The sequence below is a fragment of the Prescottella subtropica genome, assembly GCF_005434945.1.
Classification (GTDB): domain Bacteria; phylum Actinomycetota; class Actinomycetes; order Mycobacteriales; family Mycobacteriaceae; genus Prescottella; species Prescottella subtropica.
The window spans coordinates 124,480-144,489 of the sequence record NZ_SKCH01000002.1 but is presented as its reverse complement, the minus strand read 5'-3'; the positions used below and the strand labels follow the sequence as shown (position 1 = coordinate 144,489).

The window sequence follows — 20,010 nt, the reverse complement described above, 5'->3', positions numbered from 1 at the left end:
AGCGCCGTGCCCTACGCCCGGTCCCGTCGGCCGATGAGCGTCGCCCGCCAGTTGCTGGTGCTGCAGTTGGTGGTGTTGACGCTGGTCGCGGCCGCGGTGTCGGGGTTGGCGGTCCTCGACGAACGACGCGACTCGGACGATGCGACACGCCGGGTGGTGACGAGCGTCGCAGAGACGATGGCGCACTCGGATTCGACGGTCGCGGCGCTGCGCGGCCCGGATCCGACGGCGGTGCTGCAGCCGGAGGTCGAGCGGATCCGGGCGGCGACGGGCACCGATTTCATCGTGGTGATGGCACCGGACCGTACCCGGTTCACGCATCCGGATCCGGCGATGATCGGTAAGCGGTTCGAGGGGCACGTCGACCGGGCGCTGGCCGGCGAGACGGACACGGAGACGTACACGGGGTCGTTGGGGCCGTCGATCCGCGCGGTCACACCGGTGTTCGACGCCGGCCGGGTGATCGGGATGGTGTCGGTGGGGGTGACGCGGGAACGGATCGGCGAGCAGTTCGCGGAGGGGTTGCCGTCGCTGCTGGGCATCATCGGGGTCGCGGTCGCGCTGGCCGCGCTCGGGGCGGCCACGGTGAACCGGCGGCTGCGCCGGCAGACGATGGGGTTGGATCCGGGCCAGTTGCGCCGGCTGTACGAGCATCACGAGGCGGTGCTGGGGTCGATCGGCGAGGGGTTGATCGTGTTCGGACGCCGCCGGGACGGCCGGGTCCGGGTCGACGTGATCAACGACGAGGCGCGGCGGCTGCTGTGGCTGCCGGACGGTCCGATCACGGTCGACCAGTTGCCGGAGACGCTGCGGCCGGACGGGCCCGACGACGCCGGTGAGCAGGACGAGGTGCACGTGACCGCGGACCGGGTGCTGGTGGTGGGCCGCTCCCCCGTGTCGTGGGAGGGCCGGCGCATCGGCACCGTCGTCACGCTCCGGGATCACACCGAGTTGCAGACGGCGCTCGGTGAGCTCGATTCGACGCGCAGTGTCGCCGAGTCGCTGCGCGCGCAGGCCCACGAGTACGCGAACCGGCTGCACACGATCGTGACGCTGGTCGAGTTGGGCCGCAGCGACGAGGCGGTCGCGTTCACGACTGCGGAGTTGTCGACGTCGCAGCAGTTGATCGACCGGTTGATGGCGGCGGTGCACGAGCCCGCCCTGGCCGCGCTGCTGCTCGGGAAGGTGAGCGAGGCCGCCCAGCAGGGGGTCGAGTTGACGGTCACCGAGGACACCGCGCTGGGGTCGGTGCGGCCGCTGAGCCCGCTCGAACTGGTGACGGTCGTGGGCAATCTGATCGACAACGCGATCGACGCGGCCCGGTCCGCGGCGGTCGACGGCGAGACCCCGTGGGTGGAGGTGACTGCGGCGGAAGAGGGTTCGACGCTGGTGCTGCGGGTCGCCGACAGCGGCCCCGGGATGGCCCCGGACACGTTGGCCCGTGCGTTGGGCCGTGGCTACTCGACGAAACCGGTGGACGGCCGGCCGGCCCTCCAGCGCGGACTGGGGCTGGCCCTGGTGGCGCAGGTCGTCGCCCGGCACGGTGGCCGCCTGCGCACCGAGCCGTCGCTCGCCGGGATGCTGGTCGTCGAGATCCCCCTGCACGACGTCGGATTCGACGGTGGTGACCGATGATCCGGGTACTGGTCGTCGAGGACGAGCCGCTGATCGCACAGGCACACCACGCCTATGTGGAGCGGGTCGACGGATTCGCGGTGGCGGCGGTCGCGCACACCGCGCAGGACGCGATCCGGGTCGTCACCGAGGCGTCCGCAGCCGAGGCGCCGATCGACCTGGTGCTGCTCGACATCGGCCTGCCGGACGCGAGTGGGCTGGATCTGGCTGCCGCCCTGTCGAATCTGCGTCCCGCACCCGGCATCATCGCGGTGACGTCGGCGCGGGATCTGGACGTGGTCCGGACTGCGGTGGCCCGCGGGGTGGTGTTGTACCTGCTCAAGCCGTTCACGTTCGCGGCGTTGCGCGACAAACTCGAGCACTATCGGGAGTTCCGGGCCGCACTGCCCACGGGCGGGACGGCCGCGAGCCAGCGGGACATCGACCGGGCGATGGCGGTGCTGCGAACCGCGGACGAGCGCGCCACCACACCGAAAGGTGTTGCCCCGCAGACGATCGACCTCATCGGATCGTGTGTACGCGATGCCGGATGTCCTCTGACGGCCGCCGAGGCTGCGACGGCCGCCGGGGTGTCCCGGGTGACGGCGTGGCGATATCTCGAACGTCTCGCCGACGACGGGATCCTCGCCCGCACGACGGAGTACGGGCGGGCCGGGCGACCTCAGGTGCGATACATGTGGGCGACGTCGCGGTGAGGCCGTGCGGCGGCTACCGCGCCCCGGCCGTCTCGATCAGCCACGCGTATTCGAACGCGGCTTCCTTCCACTTCTCGTAGCGTCCGCTGACCCCGCCGTGTCCGGCGCTCATCTCGGTCTTGAGGAGCAGCGGTGCGTCCCCTGTCTTGGTGGCACGCAGGGCGGCAACCCATTTGGCGGGTTCGACGTAGAGGACGCGGGTGTCGTTGATGCTGGTGATCGCGAGGATCGCCGGGTAGTCCTTGGCCTCGACGTTCTCGTACGGGCTGTAGGACCGCATGTACGCGTACACCTGCGGATCGTCGAGCGGGTTGCCCCACTCGTCCCACTCGATCACGGTCAGCGGCAGGTCCGGGTCGAGGATCGAGGTGAGCGGGTCGACGAACGGAACGTTCGCGAGGATGCCCGCGAACAACTCCGGCGCCAGGTTCGCCACCGCACCCATCAGCAGACCGCCCGCGCTGCCACCGTCGGCGACGAGTTGCGCCGGGGTGGTGCGTCCTTCGTCGATCAGATGCCGTGCGCACGCGACGAAATCGGTGAAGGTGTTCTTCTTGGTGAGGGTCTTGCCGTTCTCGTACCAGAGCCGGCCCATCTCGCCACCGCCGCGCACGTGCGCGACGACGAACACCGTGCCCCGGTCGAGCAGCGACAGCCGCGCCACCGAGAACGCCGGATCCATGCTGGCCTCGTACGAGCCGTACCCGTACAGCAGGGTCGGTGCCGGTCCGGAACCGATTCCCTTGCGCTGCACCACCGACAGCGGGATGTGGGTGCCGTCGTCGGCGACCGCCCACTCGCGGTGCTGTTCGTAGTCGGCCGGGTCGAAGTCGCCGAGGACGGGCTGCGCCTTGCGCAGGATCAGGTCCCCGGTGGCGACCCGGTAGTCGTACACCCGCGACGGCGTGACGAACGACGTGTAGCCGATCCGCAGCGTCGGCTGATCCCATTCGGGGTTGGAGCCGAGGCCGACGGAGAACAGTTCCTCGTCGAACCGCATCTCGGTGAGCTCGCCGTACCCGTCGGCGGTGAGCGGCCAGATCGCGAGCCGGGTCAGGCCGTCGCGCCGGTAGCTGAGCACGAGATGGTCGGCGAACGTGTCGATGTCCTCGAGCCGCACGTCCCGGCGGTGCGGGACGAGGATCTCCATCGCCGCCGGGTCCGCGATCGGGGCCTGCGCGAGGACGAAGTTCTCGGCCTTCTCGCCGTCGGCGGTGACATCGTTGTGCAGGATGAGGAAGCGGTCCTCACCGGCGATCACGGCATGTTCGGCCGCGTATTCGACGCCCTCGCGGCGCGGCAGGATCACCCGGAACTCCCCCTCGGGGTCCGCGGATTCGAGGATCCACCCCTCGGTGGTGATCTTGGAGCCGACCCAGATCATCAGGTACTTCTCGCTGCGCGTCGACCCGACGGACACCCAGTAGCGGTCGTCCGGCTCGTGGAAGACCTGCACGTCGGCGTCCTGCGACGTGCCCAGTTCGTGCCGCCAGACGGTGTCGGGACGCCACGCATCGTCGACGGTGAGGTAGAAGACGTGCCGCTGGTCGGCCGCCCACGTGGCGCCGGGGGCGGTGTTCGGGATCTCGTCGGGCAGCAGCGCGCCGGTGGTGAGGTCCTTGAACCGCAGCGTGTACCGCTCGTCGCCGACGACGTCGACGGCGTATGCGAGCAGGGTGCCGTCGTGGCTGACGGTGTAGGCGCCGAGGGAGAAGAACTCGTGGCCTTCGGCCTCGGCGTTGCCGTCGAGTAGGACCTGTTCACCGTCGATCGCGACATCTGCCGACAGCTCGGGCGGCGTCCAGTCGTCGGCGTCGGCGATGGGGCACCGGCAGTGCACGCCGTACTGCTGTCCTTCGACGGTCCGCGAGTAGTACCACCACTGCCCGAGCCGGGTCGGCACCGACATGTCGGTTTCCTGGGTGCGGGATTTGATCTCCTGGAAGATCTTCTCCCGCAACGGCTCCAGATGTTCGAGCTGCTGTGCGGTGTACGCGTTCTCCGCCTCGAGGTACGCGACGACCTCCGGGTCCTCCTTGTCGCGCAGCCACTCGTAGTGGTCGACGAACGTGTCCCCGTGGTGGATCCTCTCGAGCGGAACTCGTTTGGCGACAGGCGGAGTCAGCGCACCCACGTCAGCCCACCCAGTCGGCGAACGACAGACCCGAAATACGCTCGTACGCTTCGATGTAGCGGGTACGGGTCGCGTCGACGATCTCCTGCGGCAGCGCCGGCGGCGGGGTGTCCGACGCGCGGTCCCAGCCGGATGCGGGGCTCGTGAGCCAGTTGCGCACGAACTGCTTGTCGAAGCTGGGCTGCACCTTGCCGACCTCGTAGCTGTCGGCCGGCCAGTACCGCGACGAGTCGGGCGTCAGCACCTCGTCGGCGAGCACCAGGTTGTTCTCGGCGTCGAGGCCGAACTCGAACTTGGTGTCGGCCAAGATGATTCCGCGGTCGCGCGCGAAGTTCGCGGCACGCGTGTAGATGTCGAGGGTGTCGTCGCGCAGCTTGACGGCGAGATTCTGGCCGACCTTGTCGATGACGGCCCGGAAGTCGATGTTCTCGTCGTGATCGCCGAGGTCAGCCTTGCTCGCCGGGGTGAAGATCGGCTCCGGCAGTTCACTCGCCTCGACCAGCCCGTCCGGCAGGGAGACGCCGCACACCGCGCCGGTGTCCCGGTAGTCGACCAGCCCGGACCCGGTCAGGTAGCCGCGGGCCACACATTCGACGGGCACCATGCGCAGCTTGCGGACCACGAGCGCCCGTCCCAGCACCTCCTCGGGGATCCGCTCGTCGAGCGGGTCGCCGGCGAGGTGGTTGTTGCCACCGAGCTTCTCGAAGAAGAACACGCTCATCGCGGTGAGGACGCGGCCCTTGTCCGGGATGGGGGTGCTCAGGATGTGGTCGTAGGCCGAGATCCGGTCACTCGCGACCAGCAGGAGATGCTCGTCGTCGATCGCGAAAAGATCGCGGACCTTGCCGCCGGCCAGGTGGGTGTAGGAGTCGAGTGAAGGGCGCACCCGTCCACCCTATCGGTCCGTCGGGTTTACGTACCGGACACCACGATCTCGACGTTCGTCCAGCATGCCGGTTTTGCCGGTGTCATACTCCCGCCAGCGGTGTCGCCGGCACCGCGCGGTTCCCACACACAGTCGGGGTTGTGATGACGGACACTGCAGTTCGGGACGGGGCAGGTCTGCGCTCGGAGCGCGGCCCTATCCTGGCGTCCCTCATGCTCACAGCGGCCATGGTCGCGATCGAGACCTCCATCGTCGCGACGTCGGTGGCGTCGATCGTCGACGATCTCGGCGGCTTCACCGAGTTCCCGTGGCTGTTCTCGGGCTATCTACTGGCGCAAGCCGTTTCGGTGCCGGTCTACGGACGCCTGTCGGATCTCTACGGCCGCAAGACGATCATGATGTGGGGCCTCGGGGTGTTCACGGTCGGGTCGCTGCTGTGCGCTCTCTCCTGGTCCATGGCGGCGCTGGTGGTGTTCCGGGTCGTCCAGGGATTCGGGGCCGGGGCCGTGCAACCGATGAGCCAGACCATCGCCGGGGACATCTACACGGTCGCCGAACGCGCCCGGATCCAGGGCTATCTGGCCGGGGTGTGGGGTACCGCCGTGCTCGTCGGGCCGTCGCTCGGCGGACTGCTGTCGGCGCACGTGTCGTGGCGGGCCACCTTCCTCGTCGCGATTCCCGGATGCCTGCTCGCGGCGTGGCTGTTGTCCCGGCACTTCGTCGAGGACCAGGACTTCGCCGGGGAGGTGTCCGGACGTCGCACCGTCGACTACACCGGGGCGATCCTGCTCAGCAGTGGTTCCGCGCTGCTGATCCTCGGTCTGCTCGAGGGCGGCGACTCGTGGGCGTGGAGGTCGCCGATCGGCGCCGGGGTCCTCGGGGCGGCGGTCGCCCTGCTGATCGTGTTCGTCTGGGTCGAGCGCCGCGTGCCCGACCCGATCCTGCCGCTGCGGGTGCTGGCCCGCCGGATCGTCGTCGCCGCGTGCCTGATCTCCCTGTTCCGCGGGGCCGTCGCGATCGGGTTGACCGGGTACGTGCCGACGTTCATCCAGGAGGTACTGGGCACCGGACCGGCCCGTGCCGGGTTCGCGCTGGCGGCGCTGTCGGTCGGCTGGCCGATCGCGTCGGCGCTCGCCGGGCGACTGTACATGCGGCACGGGTTCCGGGCGGCCGTCCTGGTCGGGGCGGTGACGACGGTCGTCGGGGCCGTCCTCGCGTCCCGGCTGACGGTGCATTCCGAGTTGTGGCACGTGATCGGGGCGTGTCTCGTCATCGGTACCGGGATGGGCCTGATCGGCGGACCCACGCTCATCGCCGCCCAGTCGTCGGTCGGCTGGGCCGAACGCGGTGTCGTCACCTCCACGTCGGCGTTCGCCGTGTCGATCGGCAGTGCGGTCGGTGTGGCGGTCTTCGGGGCCGTCGTCAACGCCCGCCTCGGCATGGTCGACGCCCCGGAACCGGGAGACCTCGCGGACGCCGTGCACCTGGTGTTCGTGGTGATGCTCGGGGCGGCGATCGTGATGACGGTCGCCGGGACGGTGTTGCCGGGGGGCCGGACGGATCGCACACCGGCCTGAACAGCCCCTCGTCTATCCTTGGCCCCGTTGCCACGGTGAACGGGAAGTCCGGTGCGAATCCGGCGCGGTACTCGCCACTGTGAGCAGGGACGTCGACTCGACGTGCGGCCCCCGAGCCACCGGAGAAGTCCGGGAAGGTTCGATCGGCCGGGAGACGACGGTCGTCCCTGCCGAGCCAGGAGACCGGCCGTGGCACCTACCTGCACGTTTTCCACGAGTCATGGAAGGCGGGTCGCCGTGCGCACCCCTGTCTCTCGCCGAGTCCTGTCCACGACGGCGGTCGCCGTCGCTGCCGCCCTCACCCTCACCGCGTGCGGCGGATCACCACAATCCGAGTCCGACGCCGCCACCGACGCCGCGATCTCCCTGCAGAACTGCGGCCGCACCGTCACCCTCGACGGGCCGGCGCAGCGCGCGGTCACCCTCAATCAGGGGGCCACCGAGTCGGCGCTGTCGGTCGGCGCGCAGGGGCAGATGGCCGGTACCGCCTACCTCGACGACACGATCGCCCCACAGTGGCGCGACGCGTACGCGCAGATCCCGGTGCTGAACGAATCCGCCTACCCGAGCCGCGAGGCCGTCCTCGAGGCGAGGCCGGATCTGGTGCTGGCGTCGTACGCGAGCGCGTTCGACGACAAGGCCGTCGGTTCGCAGGATTCGCTGGCCGACCTCGGTGTCGCCACCTACGTCTCGCCGTTCGGGTGCCAGGACAAGTCCCAGCGTCCGCCCGTCGGATGGGACGCCGTCGCCACCGAGATCGGCGACTACGGGACGCTGTTCGGCCGCGGATCCGACGCCGACGCCGAGAGCACCCGCATGCGTGACACGCTCGCCGGGATCGAGTCCGCGGCACCCGGACGCGGCAAGTCCGTCTTCTGGTACGACAGCAAGACCGACACCCCCTACGTGGGCGGCAACGCCGGCGGCCCGCAGTTGATCATCGATGCGGTCGGCGCCACCAACGTCTTCTCCGGACTGAACGGCGCGTGGGGCAACGGCAACTGGGAGACGGTGCTGCAGGCGAATCCCGACGTCATCGTCCTCGTCGACGCCACGTGGGACACCGCCGAGTCGAAGAAGCAGTTCCTGAAGAGCGATCCGGCGTTGCGGGATCTGACGGCCGTGCGCACCGACGCATTCGTGGTGGTGCCGTTCTCGGAGGGCACGCCCGGCCCGCGGCTGATCGACGGCGCGCGGTCCGCCGCCGATCAGCTGGGCGGCCTGCGGGGATGAGTGCGGTGACCCGGGTACCGGCGCGGGCACGCACGCGGCCCCGGGCCGGCGGGGCCGGGTGGTTCTCGGTCCTGGCCGCGCTGCTCGCGCTCAGCTGCGCGGCCGGTGTCGTGATCGGGGCCGCGGACCTGTCGATCGGGACGGTCGTCGCGTCGATCGCCGGACGCCTCGGTATCGGCCCGGGCACCGATCTGCTCACCACCCACATCGTCGTCGATCTGCGGCTGCCGCGGGTGCTGGCCGCGGCGCTCGCCGGGGCGGGGCTCGCACTGTGCGGCGCGGTGCTGCAGTCGCTGACCGGTAATCCGCTCGCCGACCCGTACCTGCTGGGCATGTCGGGAGCGGCGTCGCTCGGCGCGGTCCTCGCGCTCACCGCCGGCATCGGCACCGTCGGTGTGCTCGGGTTGACGACGGTGTCCGCGGCCGCCTTCGTGGCGGCGATCGCGGGCCTGCTGCTGGTGTTCCTCATCGCGACCAACCGGTCCGGTGCGCTCGTGCCGGGCCGGCTGATCCTCGGCGGTATCGCGGTCGGCCAGTTCACGGCGGCGCTCACGTCGGCGCTCGTCATGCTCGGCGACCGGGATCTCGCGCAGCGGGTGCTGCAGTGGACCCTCGGCTCGGTGGCCGGGGCGCGCTGGGCGAGCCTGACCCCGATGCTCGTGGTGGTCGCGGTCACCGCGGCCGTCGTACTCGCGCACGCACGGGTCCTCGACTCGTTCGCGTTCGGCGACCGGGCCGCCGCGAGCCTGGGCACGCACGTCGAACGGTCCCGCTGGGTGCTGTACGGGGTGGCGTCGCTGTGCACCGCGACGCTCGTCGCGCAGGCCGGGGTGATCGGGTTCGTCGGGCTCGTCGTCCCGCACGCCGCCCGGATGCTGGCCGGTCCGCTGCACGCGCGGCTGCTGCCGGTGGTCGCGCTCACCGGCGCGCTGCTGCTGGTGTGGGCCGATATCGCCGCCCGCACCGTGATCCCGGGCCGCGAGCTGCCGATCAGTGTGGTCACCGCGGTCGTCGGTGTCCCGGTGTTCGTGCTGCTGCTGCGCCGACGTGGGGCCCGCGCATGAGCCACCACTCCCCCGAGGTCCGCGTCGAGCACGTGTCATGGTCGGCGGGCGGCACGACGATCCTCGACGACGTCACCTGCTGCGCCCCGTCGAGGAAGGTGACCGGGCTGATCGGCCCCAACGGCTCCGGCAAGACGTCGCTGCTGTCCGCGATCGCCCGCCTGACCCGCGCCGATTCCGGGCGGGTGCTGCTCGGCGACGACCCGGTGGAGTCGATCCACCGCCGCGAGTTCGCCCGCACCGTCGCCCTGCTCGAACAGCATTCGGCGACCGGACTCGAGCTGACGGTCGAGCAGATCGTCGAGCTCGGGGTGATCCCGCACCGCGGCGGCTGGGCCCGGCCGGCGTCCTCCGTCCCCGACGGGGTCGTCGACGACGCGCTCGCGATGGCCGGGATCACGGGGCTGCGGCGACGGGTGTGGCAGTCCCTGTCCGGCGGCGAGAAGCAGAAGACGCAGCTGGCGCGGGCGTTCGCGCAGCGGCCGTGCGTGCTGCTGCTCGACGAACCCACCAACCATCTGGACGTGTCGGCGTCGCTGGAGTTGCTCGATCTGGTGCGCGGGCGCGGGCTGACGACCGTCGCGGCGATGCACGACCTGAACCTCGCCGCGATGTACTGCGACCACCTGGTGGTGCTGCAACGCGGCCGGGTGGTCACCGAGGGCCCCACCGACACCGTCCTCACCGCGGACCTGCTGGCCGACGTGTACGGCCTGGACGCGATCGTGCAGCCACATCCCCGCACCGGGCGTCCGATGGTGGTGCTGTGCGGCACCCACGGCGCCGACCTCGAAAGGATCCGACCGTGAACGACTTTCGACGCTGGGTGATCGTCACCGCCCCGACGGACCGCGGCGACGACCCGCACGACCAGGTGATCGGCGCACTCACCGAACTACGGAAACGCCACCCCGACACGGTGTTCCGGACGGCGGTCCTCGGCGGCCCCGGACCGACGGTCACCGCGGTGCTCGACGAGGCCGCCGACGCCGGGGTGTCCGAGGTGGTCGTGGTCAGCGCCCAGACCGTCCTCGACCGCAAGATGGACGCATGGTTCCGCCGGGTGATCGGGCACTGGCTGCGGGAACGGGCCGACGCCGCCGTCCCGGACGTGCGGATCGCCGGCCCGCTCACCGACGCCGAGTCCTACCCGGACCTGTTGGACGCCGCGATCAGCGGACCGACCGCACCGGCCCGCACCACCACCGCACCGCTCACCTCCCCCGCGTGGGACGAGGTGCCCGGCTTCGCCCGGCACGTCCTGGTGTGCCGGGGACCGCGCTGCTCGGCACGTGGCGGCGCCGAGACCGGACGCGCCGTCGACGATGCCCTCACCGCCCGCGGCCTCGACGACGACGACGTCCTGATCACGTTGACCGGCTGCATGTTTCCGTGCTCGCAGGCCCCCGTGGTCGCGGTGTACCCGGACGACACCTGGTACGCGGGCCTGACCGCGGACCGCGTCGACCGACTGGTCGACGAGCATCTGATCGGCGGCCGGCCGATCACCGAGTGGGCCGGGGACCGAAGGTGTCGAGCATGACGATCGGCCGGTCGTCGCTGCGGGTCTCGGCGTCGATCTCGAGCAGGCCCGCGAAGGTTTTCGCGGTGTAGACGGGGTCGAGCGACACCTGGTATTCGGCGCCGACGCGTTGCGCGGCCCGACCCTCCGCAGTGGCGTATCCGTAACCGGGGCCGAGGTAGTCGCGGGTCACGGTCAGCCGTGCTTTCCCGAGGTCGAGGTCGTCGAATCGCGCGCCGCGGCGCCGCAGCACCTCCTCGGCGCGGACCGCGAGGTCCCGGATCTCGTGGGCGCCGAGGGGCAGGGTGTCGTTGACGACGACACCGACGACACCCGTGTCCAGCCCCGCGAGTCGCAGACCGAGGAGCAGTCCGGCGACCGTCCCACCGGAGCCGGCGGCCACGACGATCTGCGCCGGTTCCGGCATCACCCCGGCCTCGACCTGCGCACCGATTTCCAGTGCGGCCTCGACGTATCCGAGGGCGCCGATCGGTGACGATCCGCCCGGCGGCAGATAGTAGGGCAGCTTGCCGCCCCGTATGTTGCGGAGCATCAGCAGCGGTGCCGACGCGAACGTCCGCGCCTTGTTGCGGGTGTAGTGGAGTGTGGCACCGGACCGTTCGAGCCGGGCGAGCTGGGCGCGGACGTGGTCGTCGAGGGGTTGGTCGATCAGGGCGAGTGCGGTGTCGATCCCGAAATCCCGTGCGTACAGGGCAGTTGCGAGACCCCAGTTGGTGCCGAGACCGCCCACCGTGATGATCCGCTTGGTTCCACGGGCGAGGACGTCGGGGATGATCCACTCGAGCTTGCGCACCTTGTTTCCACCCCAGCCACCGGACCCGTACTGTCCGTCGTCCTTGAGCCAGAGCCGGTTCCGGGTGCCGAGCCCGTCGAGTCTGCGCAGTGGTGTCGGGGCGTCCCCGAGCCGGACGTACGGCAGTGTCTCCGCCAGTTCCGGGAACCGCACGTGCAGGTGCGGCGGGCGCGCGTCCTCGTCACGCATCGGCGCCGCCGAGTCGGCCGGCGATCGACGCCGCCAGATAGTCGAGGTCGGTGCGGGGCGGCGTCGTCGGACGGCCCCGCAACCCGAATCCGTCTCCCGCCGTGCGGGGTACCACGTGCAGGTGGACGTGGAACACCTCCTGCCCGGCGATGACGCCGTCGGCGAGGAAGAAATTGACGCCCTCGGCGGCGACGGTGCTCTCCCGCAGCGCCGCGGCCACCTGCTGCCCCACCCGGAACAGACGTCCGCCGTCTTCCGGATCGAGCTCGGACAGGTTCGCGGCGTGTGTCTTCGGCACCACCAACAGATGCCCGGGCGTGAACGGACGGATGTCCATGAACGCGATCGTGTGGGCGTCGTCGTAGACGACGCTCGACTCGGCCCCACCCGAGATGACGGCGCAGAAGACGCAGTGACTCATGCACAGATGTTATGCGGCGAACGCCGAAGTGTTACCGCTTCGCAGCCTCTGCGGGTCTTCGTGTCGCGGGGCGCGTGTCCCGCCCACCGAACACCGGTCTTCCCCCACGACCGGACCCTTCCTACGGTGACGGGCACCACAGTCATGGCCGGTTCCGACGACAGGAGTTCCGCATGAGCACCCCCATACCCACCACCCCGCTCGACGTCACATCGATCGGCACGTTCGATCACGAGACCGACGTGCTGATCATCGGTTACGGCTGCGCGGGGGCGTCCGCGGCACTCGAGGCCGACGCCGCGGGCGCCGACGTGATCCTGCTCGAACGACAGAGCGGCGGCGGCGGATCGTCGGCGCTGTCCGGCGGCGAGATGTATCTCGGTGGCGGCACCCCGATCCAGGAGGCGTGCGGGTTCACCGACACCGCGGACGCCATGGAGAAGTTCCTCCTCGCCGCACTCGGCCCGGACGCCGACCGGGAGAAGGTCGGCCTCTACAGCCGTGACAGCGTCGACCACTACCGATGGCTCACCGATCACGGGGTGCCGTTCAAGCCGTCGCTGTGGGATTCGCCGACGTGGGTGCCTCCGACCGACGACGGCCTGATGTGGATGGGCGAGAACGCCTATCCGTTCACCGAGATCGCCGCACCCGCGCCGCGCGGGCACCGGGTCACCGCCGACGGGTTCGGCGGCAAGGTGCTCATGGCGGTACTGGCCGAGTCCGTCACGGCATCCGACGTCGCGGTCCACACCGACACCCGGGCCCTGCGCCTGATCCGGGACGAGGCCGACGGCAACCGGGTCGTCGGTGTCGTGGCCCGGCACTTCAACGACGTCGTCACCTACCGTGCCCGCCGCGGCGTGATCGTCACGACCGGCGGTTTCGCCGACAACCCCGAGATGGTGGCCCAGCACGCACCGCAACTCGTCGGCCTGGGTGTCAACAGCGACGGCGGCGACGACGGCCGCGGCATCGTGATGACCCAGGCCGTCGGCGCGGCCGTCAAGCACATGTCGGCGGGCCAGGTCGGGATCTCGCTGGTGCCGGGAATGATGGTGCGCGGCATGATCGTCGACCGACACGGCCGGCGGTTCGTCAACGAGGACGTCTACCCCGGGCTCGTGGGTCAGGCCGCGCTGTTCAAGCACGACCTGCAGGTGTGGGTGATCCTCGACGAGGAGGCGTACGAGGAGATTCCCGTCGACGAACGCTGGGGTGTGCGGCCGCATTTCGTCGCCGAGACCCTCGAGGAACTCGAACGCGAGATCGGCATGCCGGAGGGGGCGTTGCAGACCACGGTCGGCGAGTACAACCGGTTCGCGGCCCGCGGCGAGGACCCCTACTTCCACAAGTCGGCGCGCTGGCTGCGGCCGCTGCGGTCACCGTTCGCGGCGATCGACGTCCGACGCGGCATGACGGCGCCGAGCGAGGGCGGCACCGAGAACAGCGGTGGTGCCGCGGTGTTCACGATCGGTGGACTGCACACCACCGTCGACGGACACGTTCGGGATCTCGACGGGAACACGATCCCGGGCCTGTTCGCGGCCGGCCGGGCGACGTCGGGCCTGCACTCGTGGGGGTACATCAGCGGCACCTCCCTCGGCGACGGCACCTTCTTCGGTCGCCGCGCCGGTGTCGCCGCCGCGGGCGAGTAGCGCCGCATACCGGCCGCCGAGCACGCGCAACTCGTCGTGGGTGCCGTGCTCGGCGATGCGGCCGTGGTCGAGGACGACGATCCGGTCGGCGCCGCGGATCGTGGAGAGCCGGTGCGCGACGGTGATCGTGGTGCGGCCGCGGCTGACGACGTCGAGGGCGGCCTGCACGGCCCGTTCGGTCTCGTTGTCGAGGGCGCTGGTGGCCTCGTCGAGCACGAGGATCCGGGGGTCCCGCAACAGGGTTCGGGCGATCGCGAGGCGCTGCTTCTCCCCGCCGGAGAAGCGGTGCCCGCGGGCCCCGACGAGGGTGTCGTAGCCGTCGGGCAGCGACGCGATCAGCTGATGCACCTGTGCGGCACGGCACGCGTCCTCGATGTCGGTGTCCGACGCGTCGGGGCGGGCGTGCCGCAGGTTCTCCCGGATCGTGGCGTGCAGCAGGTACGTCTCCTGGGAGACGACGCCGACGAGCCCGGCGAGGTCGGTGAGCCGGATGTCGCGCAGGTCGACGCCGTCGATCGTGACCCGACCGGACGTCGGGTCGTGCAGCCGTGGCACGAGGGATGCGAGTGTGGTCTTGCCGGAACCGGTTTCCCCGACCAGGGCGAGCGACGACCCGGCCGGCACGTCGACGGTGATGCCGGCGAGCGCGTCCCGGTCGGCGCCCGGATAGCGGAAGCCGACACCCTCGAAACGCACCGCGCCGGACACCGTCTCGCGGGGCATCGGGACCGGGTGGGGTGGGTCGTCGATCTCGACGGGCAGGTCGAGGTACTGGAAGATCCGGCTGAACAGGGCGAGTGAACTCGTCACGGACACACCGACGTCCAGCAGGCCCATGAGCGGACGGAACAGGGCGGTCTGCAGGCCGGTGAACGCCACCAGCGTGCCGATCGTCATGCCGCCGGACGTCGCGGGCAGCCCGGCCGCGAGGTACAGCAGGGCGGGGATCGCGGAGAACACGATGCTCATCGTCGCCATCCGCCACCGCCCGGACAGCTGCGATCGGACCTCGAGATCGACCAGGACCGTGGAGGTTTCGTCGAACCGTTCCGACATCGTGGGCCCGGCGCCGAGGGTCTTGCCGAGCTGGACACCGCTGATCGACAGGCTCTCCTCGATCTGGGTCTGCATGTCCGCCAACGCCTTCTGACGCTGCGAGGTGATCGCGCGACGCAGGAGCGCCACCTTGCGGGTGAGCCAGATCGCGGGCGGCAGCACCACGAGCGACAGCAGCGACAGCCGCCAACTGAGCACGGCCATCGCGATCGCGGTGCCGACGACGGTGGTGACGTTCGACGCGATCGACGTCGCGGTCGAGGTGACGACGGTCTGCATGCCGCCGATGTCGTTGGTGAGCCGGGACTGGATCTCCCCGCCGCGGGTGCGGGTGAAGAACCCGAGAGACTGCCGATGCAGGTGACCGAACACCCGGGTACGCAGGTCGTGCATGATCCGCTGCCCGACGGTCGTCGAGATCCACGTCTGGATCACCCCGAACACCGAACCGACGACGGTGACCGCAAGCATCCCGAGCACACACCACACCAGCAGGCGCACATCCTGCTCGGGGATCGCCCGGTCGATGACCTCCCGGACCAGGAACGGGGTGGCCAACGAGATCGCCGATGACGCCACGATCAGCACCGTCACCACGGAGATCTGCCAGCGATACGGCGCGAACAGCGCGCCGATCCGGCGCAGACTCACCGGGGAATCCTCGAGTTGGGCTCGGTCGGCGGGATCGACCTTGCGGGTCCGCATCGGGCCGCCACCGGGTCCGCCGTGGAACGGGTTCGTCATGCAACCACCCCTCTGTCGATGTCGGGGCAAGACTATTACTGAGGTTGGCTCAATATGAGGTGGCTGTCAAGTGAGGTAAGCTCCGACACATGACGGAGGTATCGGCCGAGCACCTGCGCGACCTGGTGATGACGACGTCGCGGGGCCTGCGCCGACGCTGGTTCTCAGCCCTGCAGCCGTGGGAACTCTCCCCGCACGAGTTCCGCGCACTCCGTGTCATCGACCGCGAGTCCGACGGCCGGCCTCGTCTCGGCGACGTCGCGAAGGCCCTGCGGATCGCGCCCCGCTCGGCCACCGAGGTGGTGGACCGACTGCAGAAGCGTGATCTCGTCGAACGTGTCGCCGACGGGGTCGACCGGCGGGCCGTGTGCGTCCGGATCACGGACACCGGCCGCACGCTCCTCGACGAGATGTCCGCGGCCCGCGACGCTCAGGCCGCCGACTTCTTCGCCGGACTCGACGAACGCGACCGCAACGAGCTCGGCCGGATCCTCGGCAAACTCACCGCCGACGACTGCTGACCGAGAAGATCCATGGGCATCCGTATCCCGACTATGGTCCAGTCATGCGTATCCCCGACCGAGGATCCGGCACCGCCGACGAGGAACACAGACAGCACCTTGCTGCGCGGGTGACCTCGGGGCCCACCCTCTACTGGGTGTCCGGGGTCGTCATGGGTTACTACGCATCCGAACGAATGAGCCGGGAATCGGGAGAGTCCTACTGGGAGAACGCGTTCGAGTGGATCAACGTCCCGTTCTTCGCCGCCCTCACAGTCGTGTGCCTACTCGCCGAAGTCGCGTACCGCGCAGGAAGACTCGTCACACTCCGCGCGCTCGCGCCGGCCCCGTTCATCGTGATCCAACTCCGGTTCGCCCTGTGGCTGCTCTACTACCCTGCCTACTGGCTCTTCTGGCTCGGATCCGCAAGCGCGGTCTCCCTCACCGTCGCGGCCGTGATTCTCGGCCGGCCCCGCAGGTCGTAGCCGTGCCGTTCGACGCCGAACGGGAGTCCACCGCACGCCCGGTGGCCGGCAGCGTGCGGTGAACTCCCGTTCGGGGGTCGGTGAACCTAGAGAATCGCGCCGGGCGCGTACCGCGCGGCCTCGGGGTTGGCGTCGACCAGCTTCTGGACCTCGGCGACGACGGAGTCGACCTGGGCGCCGGCGGCACCGACGAATGCGGTCCGGTCGGCGAGGGCCTCGTCGAGGGCGGCGCGGTCGAGCGGCAGACGCTCGTCGGCGGCGAGCCGGTCGAGCAGGTCGGGCTCCTTGCCCTCTTCGCGCATCGCGAGTGCGACGGCGACGGCATGCTCCTTGATGGCCTCGTGCGCGGTCTCGCGTCCGACCCCGGCGCGCACCGCGGCCATGAGGACCTTGGTGGTGGCCAGGAACGGCAGGTAGCGGGTGAGTTCGTTCTCGATGACGGCCGGGTAGGCGCCGAACTCGGCGAGGACCGTCAGGAACGTCTCCATCTGGCCGTCGATCGCGAAGAACGCGTCGGGCAGGGCGACGCGGCGGACGACGGAGCAGAACACGTCACCCTCGTTCCACTGCGCGCCTGCCAGTTCGGAGGCCATCGACGCGTAGCCGCGCAGCACCACCTGCAGGCCGTTGACCCGCTCGCAGGAGCGGGTGTTCATCTTGTGCGGCATCGCCGAGGAGCCGACCTGGCCGGGCTGGAAGCCCTCGGTGACGAGCTCGTGGCCGGCCATGAGACGGATGGTGTGCGCCATCGACGACGACGCGGCACCCACCTGGACCAGCGCGGAGAGCACGTCGTGGTCGAGGGAACGCGGGTACACCTGGCCGACGCTGGTGAACACGTGCGCGAAGCCGAGGTGCGCGGCGACCTTCGTCTCGAGCTGCTCGAGCTTGGCGGCGTCACCGTCGAGGAGGTCGAGCATGTCCTGCGCGGTGCCCATCGGGCCCTTGATGCCGCGCAGCGGGTAGCGGTCGATCAGTTCCTGCACGCGGGTGAGGGCGACGAGCATCTCGTCGGCGGCGGACGCGAACCGCTTGCCGAGGGTGGTGGCCTGCGCGGCGACGTTGTGGGAGCGGCCGGCCATGACGATGCCGGTGTACTCGGCGGCCCGCTCGGCCAGGCGGGCGGCGATCGCGATGCCGTGTGCGTGGACGTGCTCGAGCGAGCGCAGCACCTGCAGCTGCTCGACGTTCTCGGTGAGGTCACGGCTGGTCATGCCCTTGTGGACGTGCTCGTGACCGGCGAGGGCGTTGAACTCCTCGATGCGGGCCTTCACGTCGTGGCGGGTGACGCGCTCACGGTCGGCGATGGAGTCCAGGTCGACGCTCTCGAGCACACGCTCGTAGTCGGCTACGGCCTCGGCGGGAACGCTGATGCCGAGTTCGGCCTGGGCCTTGAGCACCGCCAACCACAGCTGACGCTCGAGCACGATCTTGTGCTCCGGCGACCACAGCTCCTTCAGTGCGGGGCTGGCGTAACGGTTGGCAAGGACGTTCGGGATGCGGCTCACGGGACCCCAGTCTACCGGCGGATTCGGAGCGTCCCCGTCAGCGCATGGTCGGGGGCGCCAGGTCGTCGATCAGGTCGAGCAGCATCGCCTCCACCATCGCCCGCGGATCGGGGTCGACCTCGGCGAGCGCACCGACGACGATCCCGTCGACGACGGCCACGAGGCGGCGCAGGTGCGCCGGCCGGACCAGCCGCCCGGAGCGGCGCAGCACGTCGGCGAGCAGGTCGTCGAGCTGGGCCCGCAGCCGCAGCTGCACCTGCCGCAGTTCGGGATGCCGGGCGCACGCCACGAATCGTTCGTATCGGGCGATCAGGCGTTCCCGGCCACCGTCGTCGGACGTGTCCACGGTGTCGTGTTCGGGCCCCACCAGCAGATCCACGATCAGTTCGACGGTCGCCTCGGTGCCGCGCCGGCGCTGGGAGACGTCGTCGATCCGGGCGCGCATCGTGTCGAGCTCCCGGGTGCCGACGAGTTCGACGGCGACAGCGACCAGTTCGTCGAGGGACCCGAAGTAGTAGGTGGTGGACGCGAGCGGCAGCCGTGCCCGCGCCGCCACCGCCCGATGGCTGACGGCGTCGAACCCACCCTCGACCAGCAGATCGGCTGCCGCGGCCGCGAGGGCCCGACGACGCCGCTCACCTTTGGGAGTCGCGGCCGAAGTCATGCCGCCATCGTGCCAGCCGCCGGCGAGTCGCTCGACGGATTCGACCGAGCCGTTACGCCGGCAGCCACCGCCCGAGCCGGACCAGCGCGTCCTCGATCTCGGCGGTCGACCCCGCGAACGACAGCCGGACCGTGCGATCACCGTGGACGGTGTCGAAGTCGATACCCGGCGCCAACGCCAGCCCGGTGTCCGCGAGCAGGCGCGCACACCACGACGTCGAATCGTCGGTCAGGTGCGCGATGTCCGCGTACACGTAGAACGCACCGTCGGCGGGTGCCAACTCGGTCAGGCCCAGTTTCGGCAGCCCGGTCAGCAGCAACTCCCGGTTCACCGCATACCGCCGGACGTGCCCGTCGAGTTCGGCGCGAGCCTCGTCGCCGAACGCCGCGACCGCCGCGTACTGGGAGATCGCGGGCGGGCACACCGTCATGTTCGACGCGAGCCGCTGCAACGGCCGACGCAGATGCTCGGGCACCAGCATCCATCCCATCCGCCAACCGGTCATCGAGAAGTACTTCGACACCGAGCCGATGACGACAGCCTCCCGCGACGTCTCCCACGCACACGCCGTCACCGGGCTGTCCCCGGAACTGAACTCGATGCCGTGGTAGATCTCGTCGGAGATCAGCAGCGTCCCGTGCTCCTCGCACCAGCGGGCCAGGGCCGCCAGTTCGGCCGGGTCGATGACGGTGCCGGTGGGGTTGGCGGGGCTCGCGACGATCAGCCCGGCGGGCGGGGCGTCCAGTTCCTCGAGCATCGCGACGGTCGGCTGGAACCGGGTCTCGGGACCGCAGTCGATCTCGATCACGGTGCAGCCCAACGCCGTCAGCGTGTTCCGGTAGGCCGGGTAGCCGGGGCGGGCGACGACGACGGTGTCGCCGGCGTCGAACGCGGCCAGGAACAGCAGCGTGAACGCGCCCGACGACCCGGTGGTGACGACGACCTCGTCGGCGTGCACGTCGATCCCCGACCGGTCACGGTGGTAGCCGGCGATGGCCTCCCGCAACTCCTGGATCCCGAACGTCTCGGTGTAGCCGAGCAGGTGCCCGTCGATCGCCTCGCGGGCCGCCCGCAGCACCGGCCGCGGTGCCGGCGTCGACGGCTGACCGGCCGCGAGGGACAGCACGTCACCGTGGGTGCGCTGCCGTTCGGTGGCCGCCTTCCACACGTCCATGACGTGGAAGCCGGGAATGGAGGATCGCTGGGATTCGGTACGCACGTTCTT

Annotated in this window: 17 protein-coding genes, 1 pseudogene and 1 riboswitch; of the genes and pseudogenes, 10 read left to right on the top strand and 8 right to left on the bottom strand. The window is 70.3% G+C overall.

The window, feature by feature from the left end:
• Positions 1 to 33: 33 nt before the first annotated feature.
• Complete coding sequence (locus tag E0497_RS02965; RefSeq protein WP_170312850.1) at positions 34 to 1,635, top strand: sensor histidine kinase; 1,602 nt, start codon at positions 34 to 36, stop codon at positions 1,633 to 1,635.
• Positions 1,632 to 2,330, top strand: coding sequence for a response regulator (locus E0497_RS02960; RefSeq protein ID WP_137723293.1), 699 nt, complete (start codon positions 1,632 to 1,634; stop codon positions 2,328 to 2,330). The genes E0497_RS02965 and E0497_RS02960 overlap by 4 nt, the downstream gene beginning before the upstream one ends.
• 13 nt (positions 2,331 to 2,343) lie before the next feature.
• Here the strand turns inward: E0497_RS02960 and E0497_RS02955 are convergent, their stop codons facing one another.
• Both E0497_RS02955 and E0497_RS02950 read right to left on the bottom strand, forming a co-directional pair.
• A complete protein-coding gene (locus E0497_RS02955) occupies positions 2,344 to 4,455 on the bottom strand; it encodes a S9 family peptidase (protein ID WP_137723559.1) in 2,112 nt (703 codons plus the stop codon).
• Between the two features lie 10 nt (positions 4,456 to 4,465).
• Complete coding sequence (locus tag E0497_RS02950; protein ID WP_137723292.1) at positions 4,466 to 5,350, bottom strand: phosphoribosylaminoimidazolesuccinocarboxamide synthase; 885 nt, start codon at positions 5,348 to 5,350, stop codon at positions 4,466 to 4,468.
• Positions 5,351 to 5,490: 140 nt separating this feature from the next.
• Between E0497_RS02950 and E0497_RS02945 the strand changes: the two genes are divergently transcribed.
• The 5 genes from E0497_RS02945 to E0497_RS02925 all read left to right on the top strand — a co-directional run bounded on the left by E0497_RS02945 (position 5,491) and on the right by E0497_RS02925 (position 10,767).
• Complete coding sequence (locus E0497_RS02945) at positions 5,491 to 6,927, top strand: MFS transporter (protein ID WP_421958298.1); 1,437 nt, start codon at positions 5,491 to 5,493, stop codon at positions 6,925 to 6,927.
• 16 nt (positions 6,928 to 6,943) lie between these two features.
• Positions 6,944 to 7,133, top strand: a riboswitch (cobalamin riboswitch).
• A gap of 31 nt (positions 7,134 to 7,164) precedes the next feature.
• Complete coding sequence (locus tag E0497_RS02940; protein ID WP_241665679.1) at positions 7,165 to 8,160, top strand: ABC transporter substrate-binding protein; 996 nt, start codon at positions 7,165 to 7,167, stop codon at positions 8,158 to 8,160.
• Positions 8,157 to 9,224: a FecCD family ABC transporter permease gene (locus E0497_RS02935; protein ID WP_137723290.1), complete on the top strand. Its 1,068-nt coding sequence runs from the start codon at positions 8,157 to 8,159 to the stop codon at positions 9,222 to 9,224. The genes E0497_RS02940 and E0497_RS02935 overlap by 4 nt, the downstream gene beginning before the upstream one ends.
• Positions 9,221 to 10,033: an ABC transporter ATP-binding protein gene (locus tag E0497_RS02930; RefSeq protein ID WP_137723289.1), complete on the top strand. Its 813-nt coding sequence runs from the start codon at positions 9,221 to 9,223 to the stop codon at positions 10,031 to 10,033. Before E0497_RS02935 ends, E0497_RS02930 begins: the two co-directional genes overlap by 4 nt.
• Positions 10,030 to 10,767, top strand: coding sequence for a (2Fe-2S) ferredoxin domain-containing protein (locus tag E0497_RS02925; RefSeq protein WP_137723288.1), 738 nt, complete (start codon positions 10,030 to 10,032; stop codon positions 10,765 to 10,767). The genes E0497_RS02930 and E0497_RS02925 overlap by 4 nt, the downstream gene beginning before the upstream one ends.
• Here E0497_RS02925 and E0497_RS02920 read toward each other — a convergent pair.
• Positions 10,730 to 11,749, bottom strand: a complete 1,020-nt coding sequence (locus tag E0497_RS02920; RefSeq protein WP_137723287.1) for a 1-aminocyclopropane-1-carboxylate deaminase/D-cysteine desulfhydrase — start codon at positions 11,747 to 11,749, stop codon at positions 10,730 to 10,732. The two genes, E0497_RS02925 and E0497_RS02920, sit on opposite strands and share 38 nt — an antisense overlap.
• Positions 11,742 to 12,170 (bottom strand): HIT family protein, encoded by a 429-nt coding sequence (locus E0497_RS02915; protein WP_137723286.1) that lies wholly within the window; start codon positions 12,168 to 12,170, stop codon positions 11,742 to 11,744. The genes E0497_RS02920 and E0497_RS02915 overlap by 8 nt, the downstream gene beginning before the upstream one ends.
• A gap of 173 nt (positions 12,171 to 12,343) precedes the next feature.
• Between E0497_RS02915 and E0497_RS02910 the strand changes: the two genes are divergently transcribed.
• A complete protein-coding gene (locus tag E0497_RS02910) occupies positions 12,344 to 13,828 on the top strand; it encodes an FAD-dependent oxidoreductase (RefSeq protein ID WP_137723285.1) in 1,485 nt (494 codons plus the stop codon).
• On the opposite strand, the pseudogene E0497_RS02905 reads toward E0497_RS02910, so the two are convergent.
• Positions 13,817 to 15,628, bottom strand: a pseudogene (locus tag E0497_RS02905) (ABC transporter ATP-binding protein); the annotation flags it as partial. The gene E0497_RS02910 and the pseudogene E0497_RS02905 overlap by 12 nt on opposite strands.
• 89 nt (positions 15,629 to 15,717) lie before the next feature.
• Here E0497_RS02905 and E0497_RS02900 point away from each other — a divergent pair.
• Both E0497_RS02900 and E0497_RS02895 read left to right on the top strand, forming a co-directional pair.
• Positions 15,718 to 16,149, top strand: coding sequence for a MarR family winged helix-turn-helix transcriptional regulator (locus E0497_RS02900; RefSeq protein WP_137723284.1), 432 nt, complete (start codon positions 15,718 to 15,720; stop codon positions 16,147 to 16,149).
• 44 nt (positions 16,150 to 16,193) lie between these two features.
• Positions 16,194 to 16,613, top strand: a complete 420-nt coding sequence (locus E0497_RS02895; protein ID WP_137723283.1) for a hypothetical protein — start codon at positions 16,194 to 16,196, stop codon at positions 16,611 to 16,613.
• A gap of 86 nt (positions 16,614 to 16,699) precedes the next feature.
• On the opposite strand, the gene purB is transcribed toward E0497_RS02895, so the two are convergent.
• The 3 genes from purB to E0497_RS02880 are packed head-to-tail and all read right to left on the bottom strand — an operon-like array spanning position 16,700 to position 20,004.
• Positions 16,700 to 18,121 (bottom strand): adenylosuccinate lyase, encoded by a 1,422-nt coding sequence (gene purB, locus E0497_RS02890; protein ID WP_137723282.1) that lies wholly within the window; start codon positions 18,119 to 18,121, stop codon positions 16,700 to 16,702.
• A 37-nt stretch (positions 18,122 to 18,158) separates the two neighbouring features.
• Positions 18,159 to 18,785 (bottom strand): TetR/AcrR family transcriptional regulator, encoded by a 627-nt coding sequence (locus E0497_RS02885; protein ID WP_137723281.1) that lies wholly within the window; start codon positions 18,783 to 18,785, stop codon positions 18,159 to 18,161.
• Between the two features lie 52 nt (positions 18,786 to 18,837).
• Positions 18,838 to 20,004, bottom strand: a complete 1,167-nt coding sequence (locus tag E0497_RS02880) for a pyridoxal phosphate-dependent aminotransferase (RefSeq protein WP_137723280.1) — start codon at positions 20,002 to 20,004, stop codon at positions 18,838 to 18,840.
• Between the last annotated feature and the right edge of the window lie 6 nt (positions 20,005 to 20,010).

Excerpts from the sequence above, each read along its gene's own strand:
- E0497_RS02885 (WP_137723281.1), bottom strand. The coding sequence starts at position 18,785 with ATGACTTCGGCCGCGACTCCCAAAGGTGAGCGGCGTCGTCGGGCCCTC.
- E0497_RS02895 (WP_137723283.1), top strand. The coding sequence starts at position 16,194 with ATGCGTATCCCCGACCGAGGATCCGGCACCGCCGACGAGGAACACAGA.
- E0497_RS02900 (WP_137723284.1), top strand. The coding sequence starts at position 15,718 with ATGACGGAGGTATCGGCCGAGCACCTGCGCGACCTGGTGATGACGACG.
- E0497_RS02965 (WP_170312850.1), top strand. The coding sequence starts at position 34 with ATGAGCGTCGCCCGCCAGTTGCTGGTGCTGCAGTTGGTGGTGTTGACG.
- E0497_RS02930 (WP_137723289.1), top strand. The coding sequence starts at position 9,221 with ATGAGCCACCACTCCCCCGAGGTCCGCGTCGAGCACGTGTCATGGTCG.
- E0497_RS02915 (WP_137723286.1), bottom strand. The coding sequence starts at position 12,170 with ATGAGTCACTGCGTCTTCTGCGCCGTCATCTCGGGTGGGGCCGAGTCG.
- E0497_RS02935 (WP_137723290.1), top strand. The coding sequence starts at position 8,157 with ATGAGTGCGGTGACCCGGGTACCGGCGCGGGCACGCACGCGGCCCCGG.
- E0497_RS02920 (WP_137723287.1), bottom strand. The coding sequence starts at position 11,749 with ATGCGTGACGAGGACGCGCGCCCGCCGCACCTGCACGTGCGGTTCCCG.
- E0497_RS02910 (WP_137723285.1), top strand. The coding sequence starts at position 12,344 with ATGAGCACCCCCATACCCACCACCCCGCTCGACGTCACATCGATCGGC.
- E0497_RS02960 (WP_137723293.1), top strand. The coding sequence starts at position 1,632 with ATGATCCGGGTACTGGTCGTCGAGGACGAGCCGCTGATCGCACAGGCA.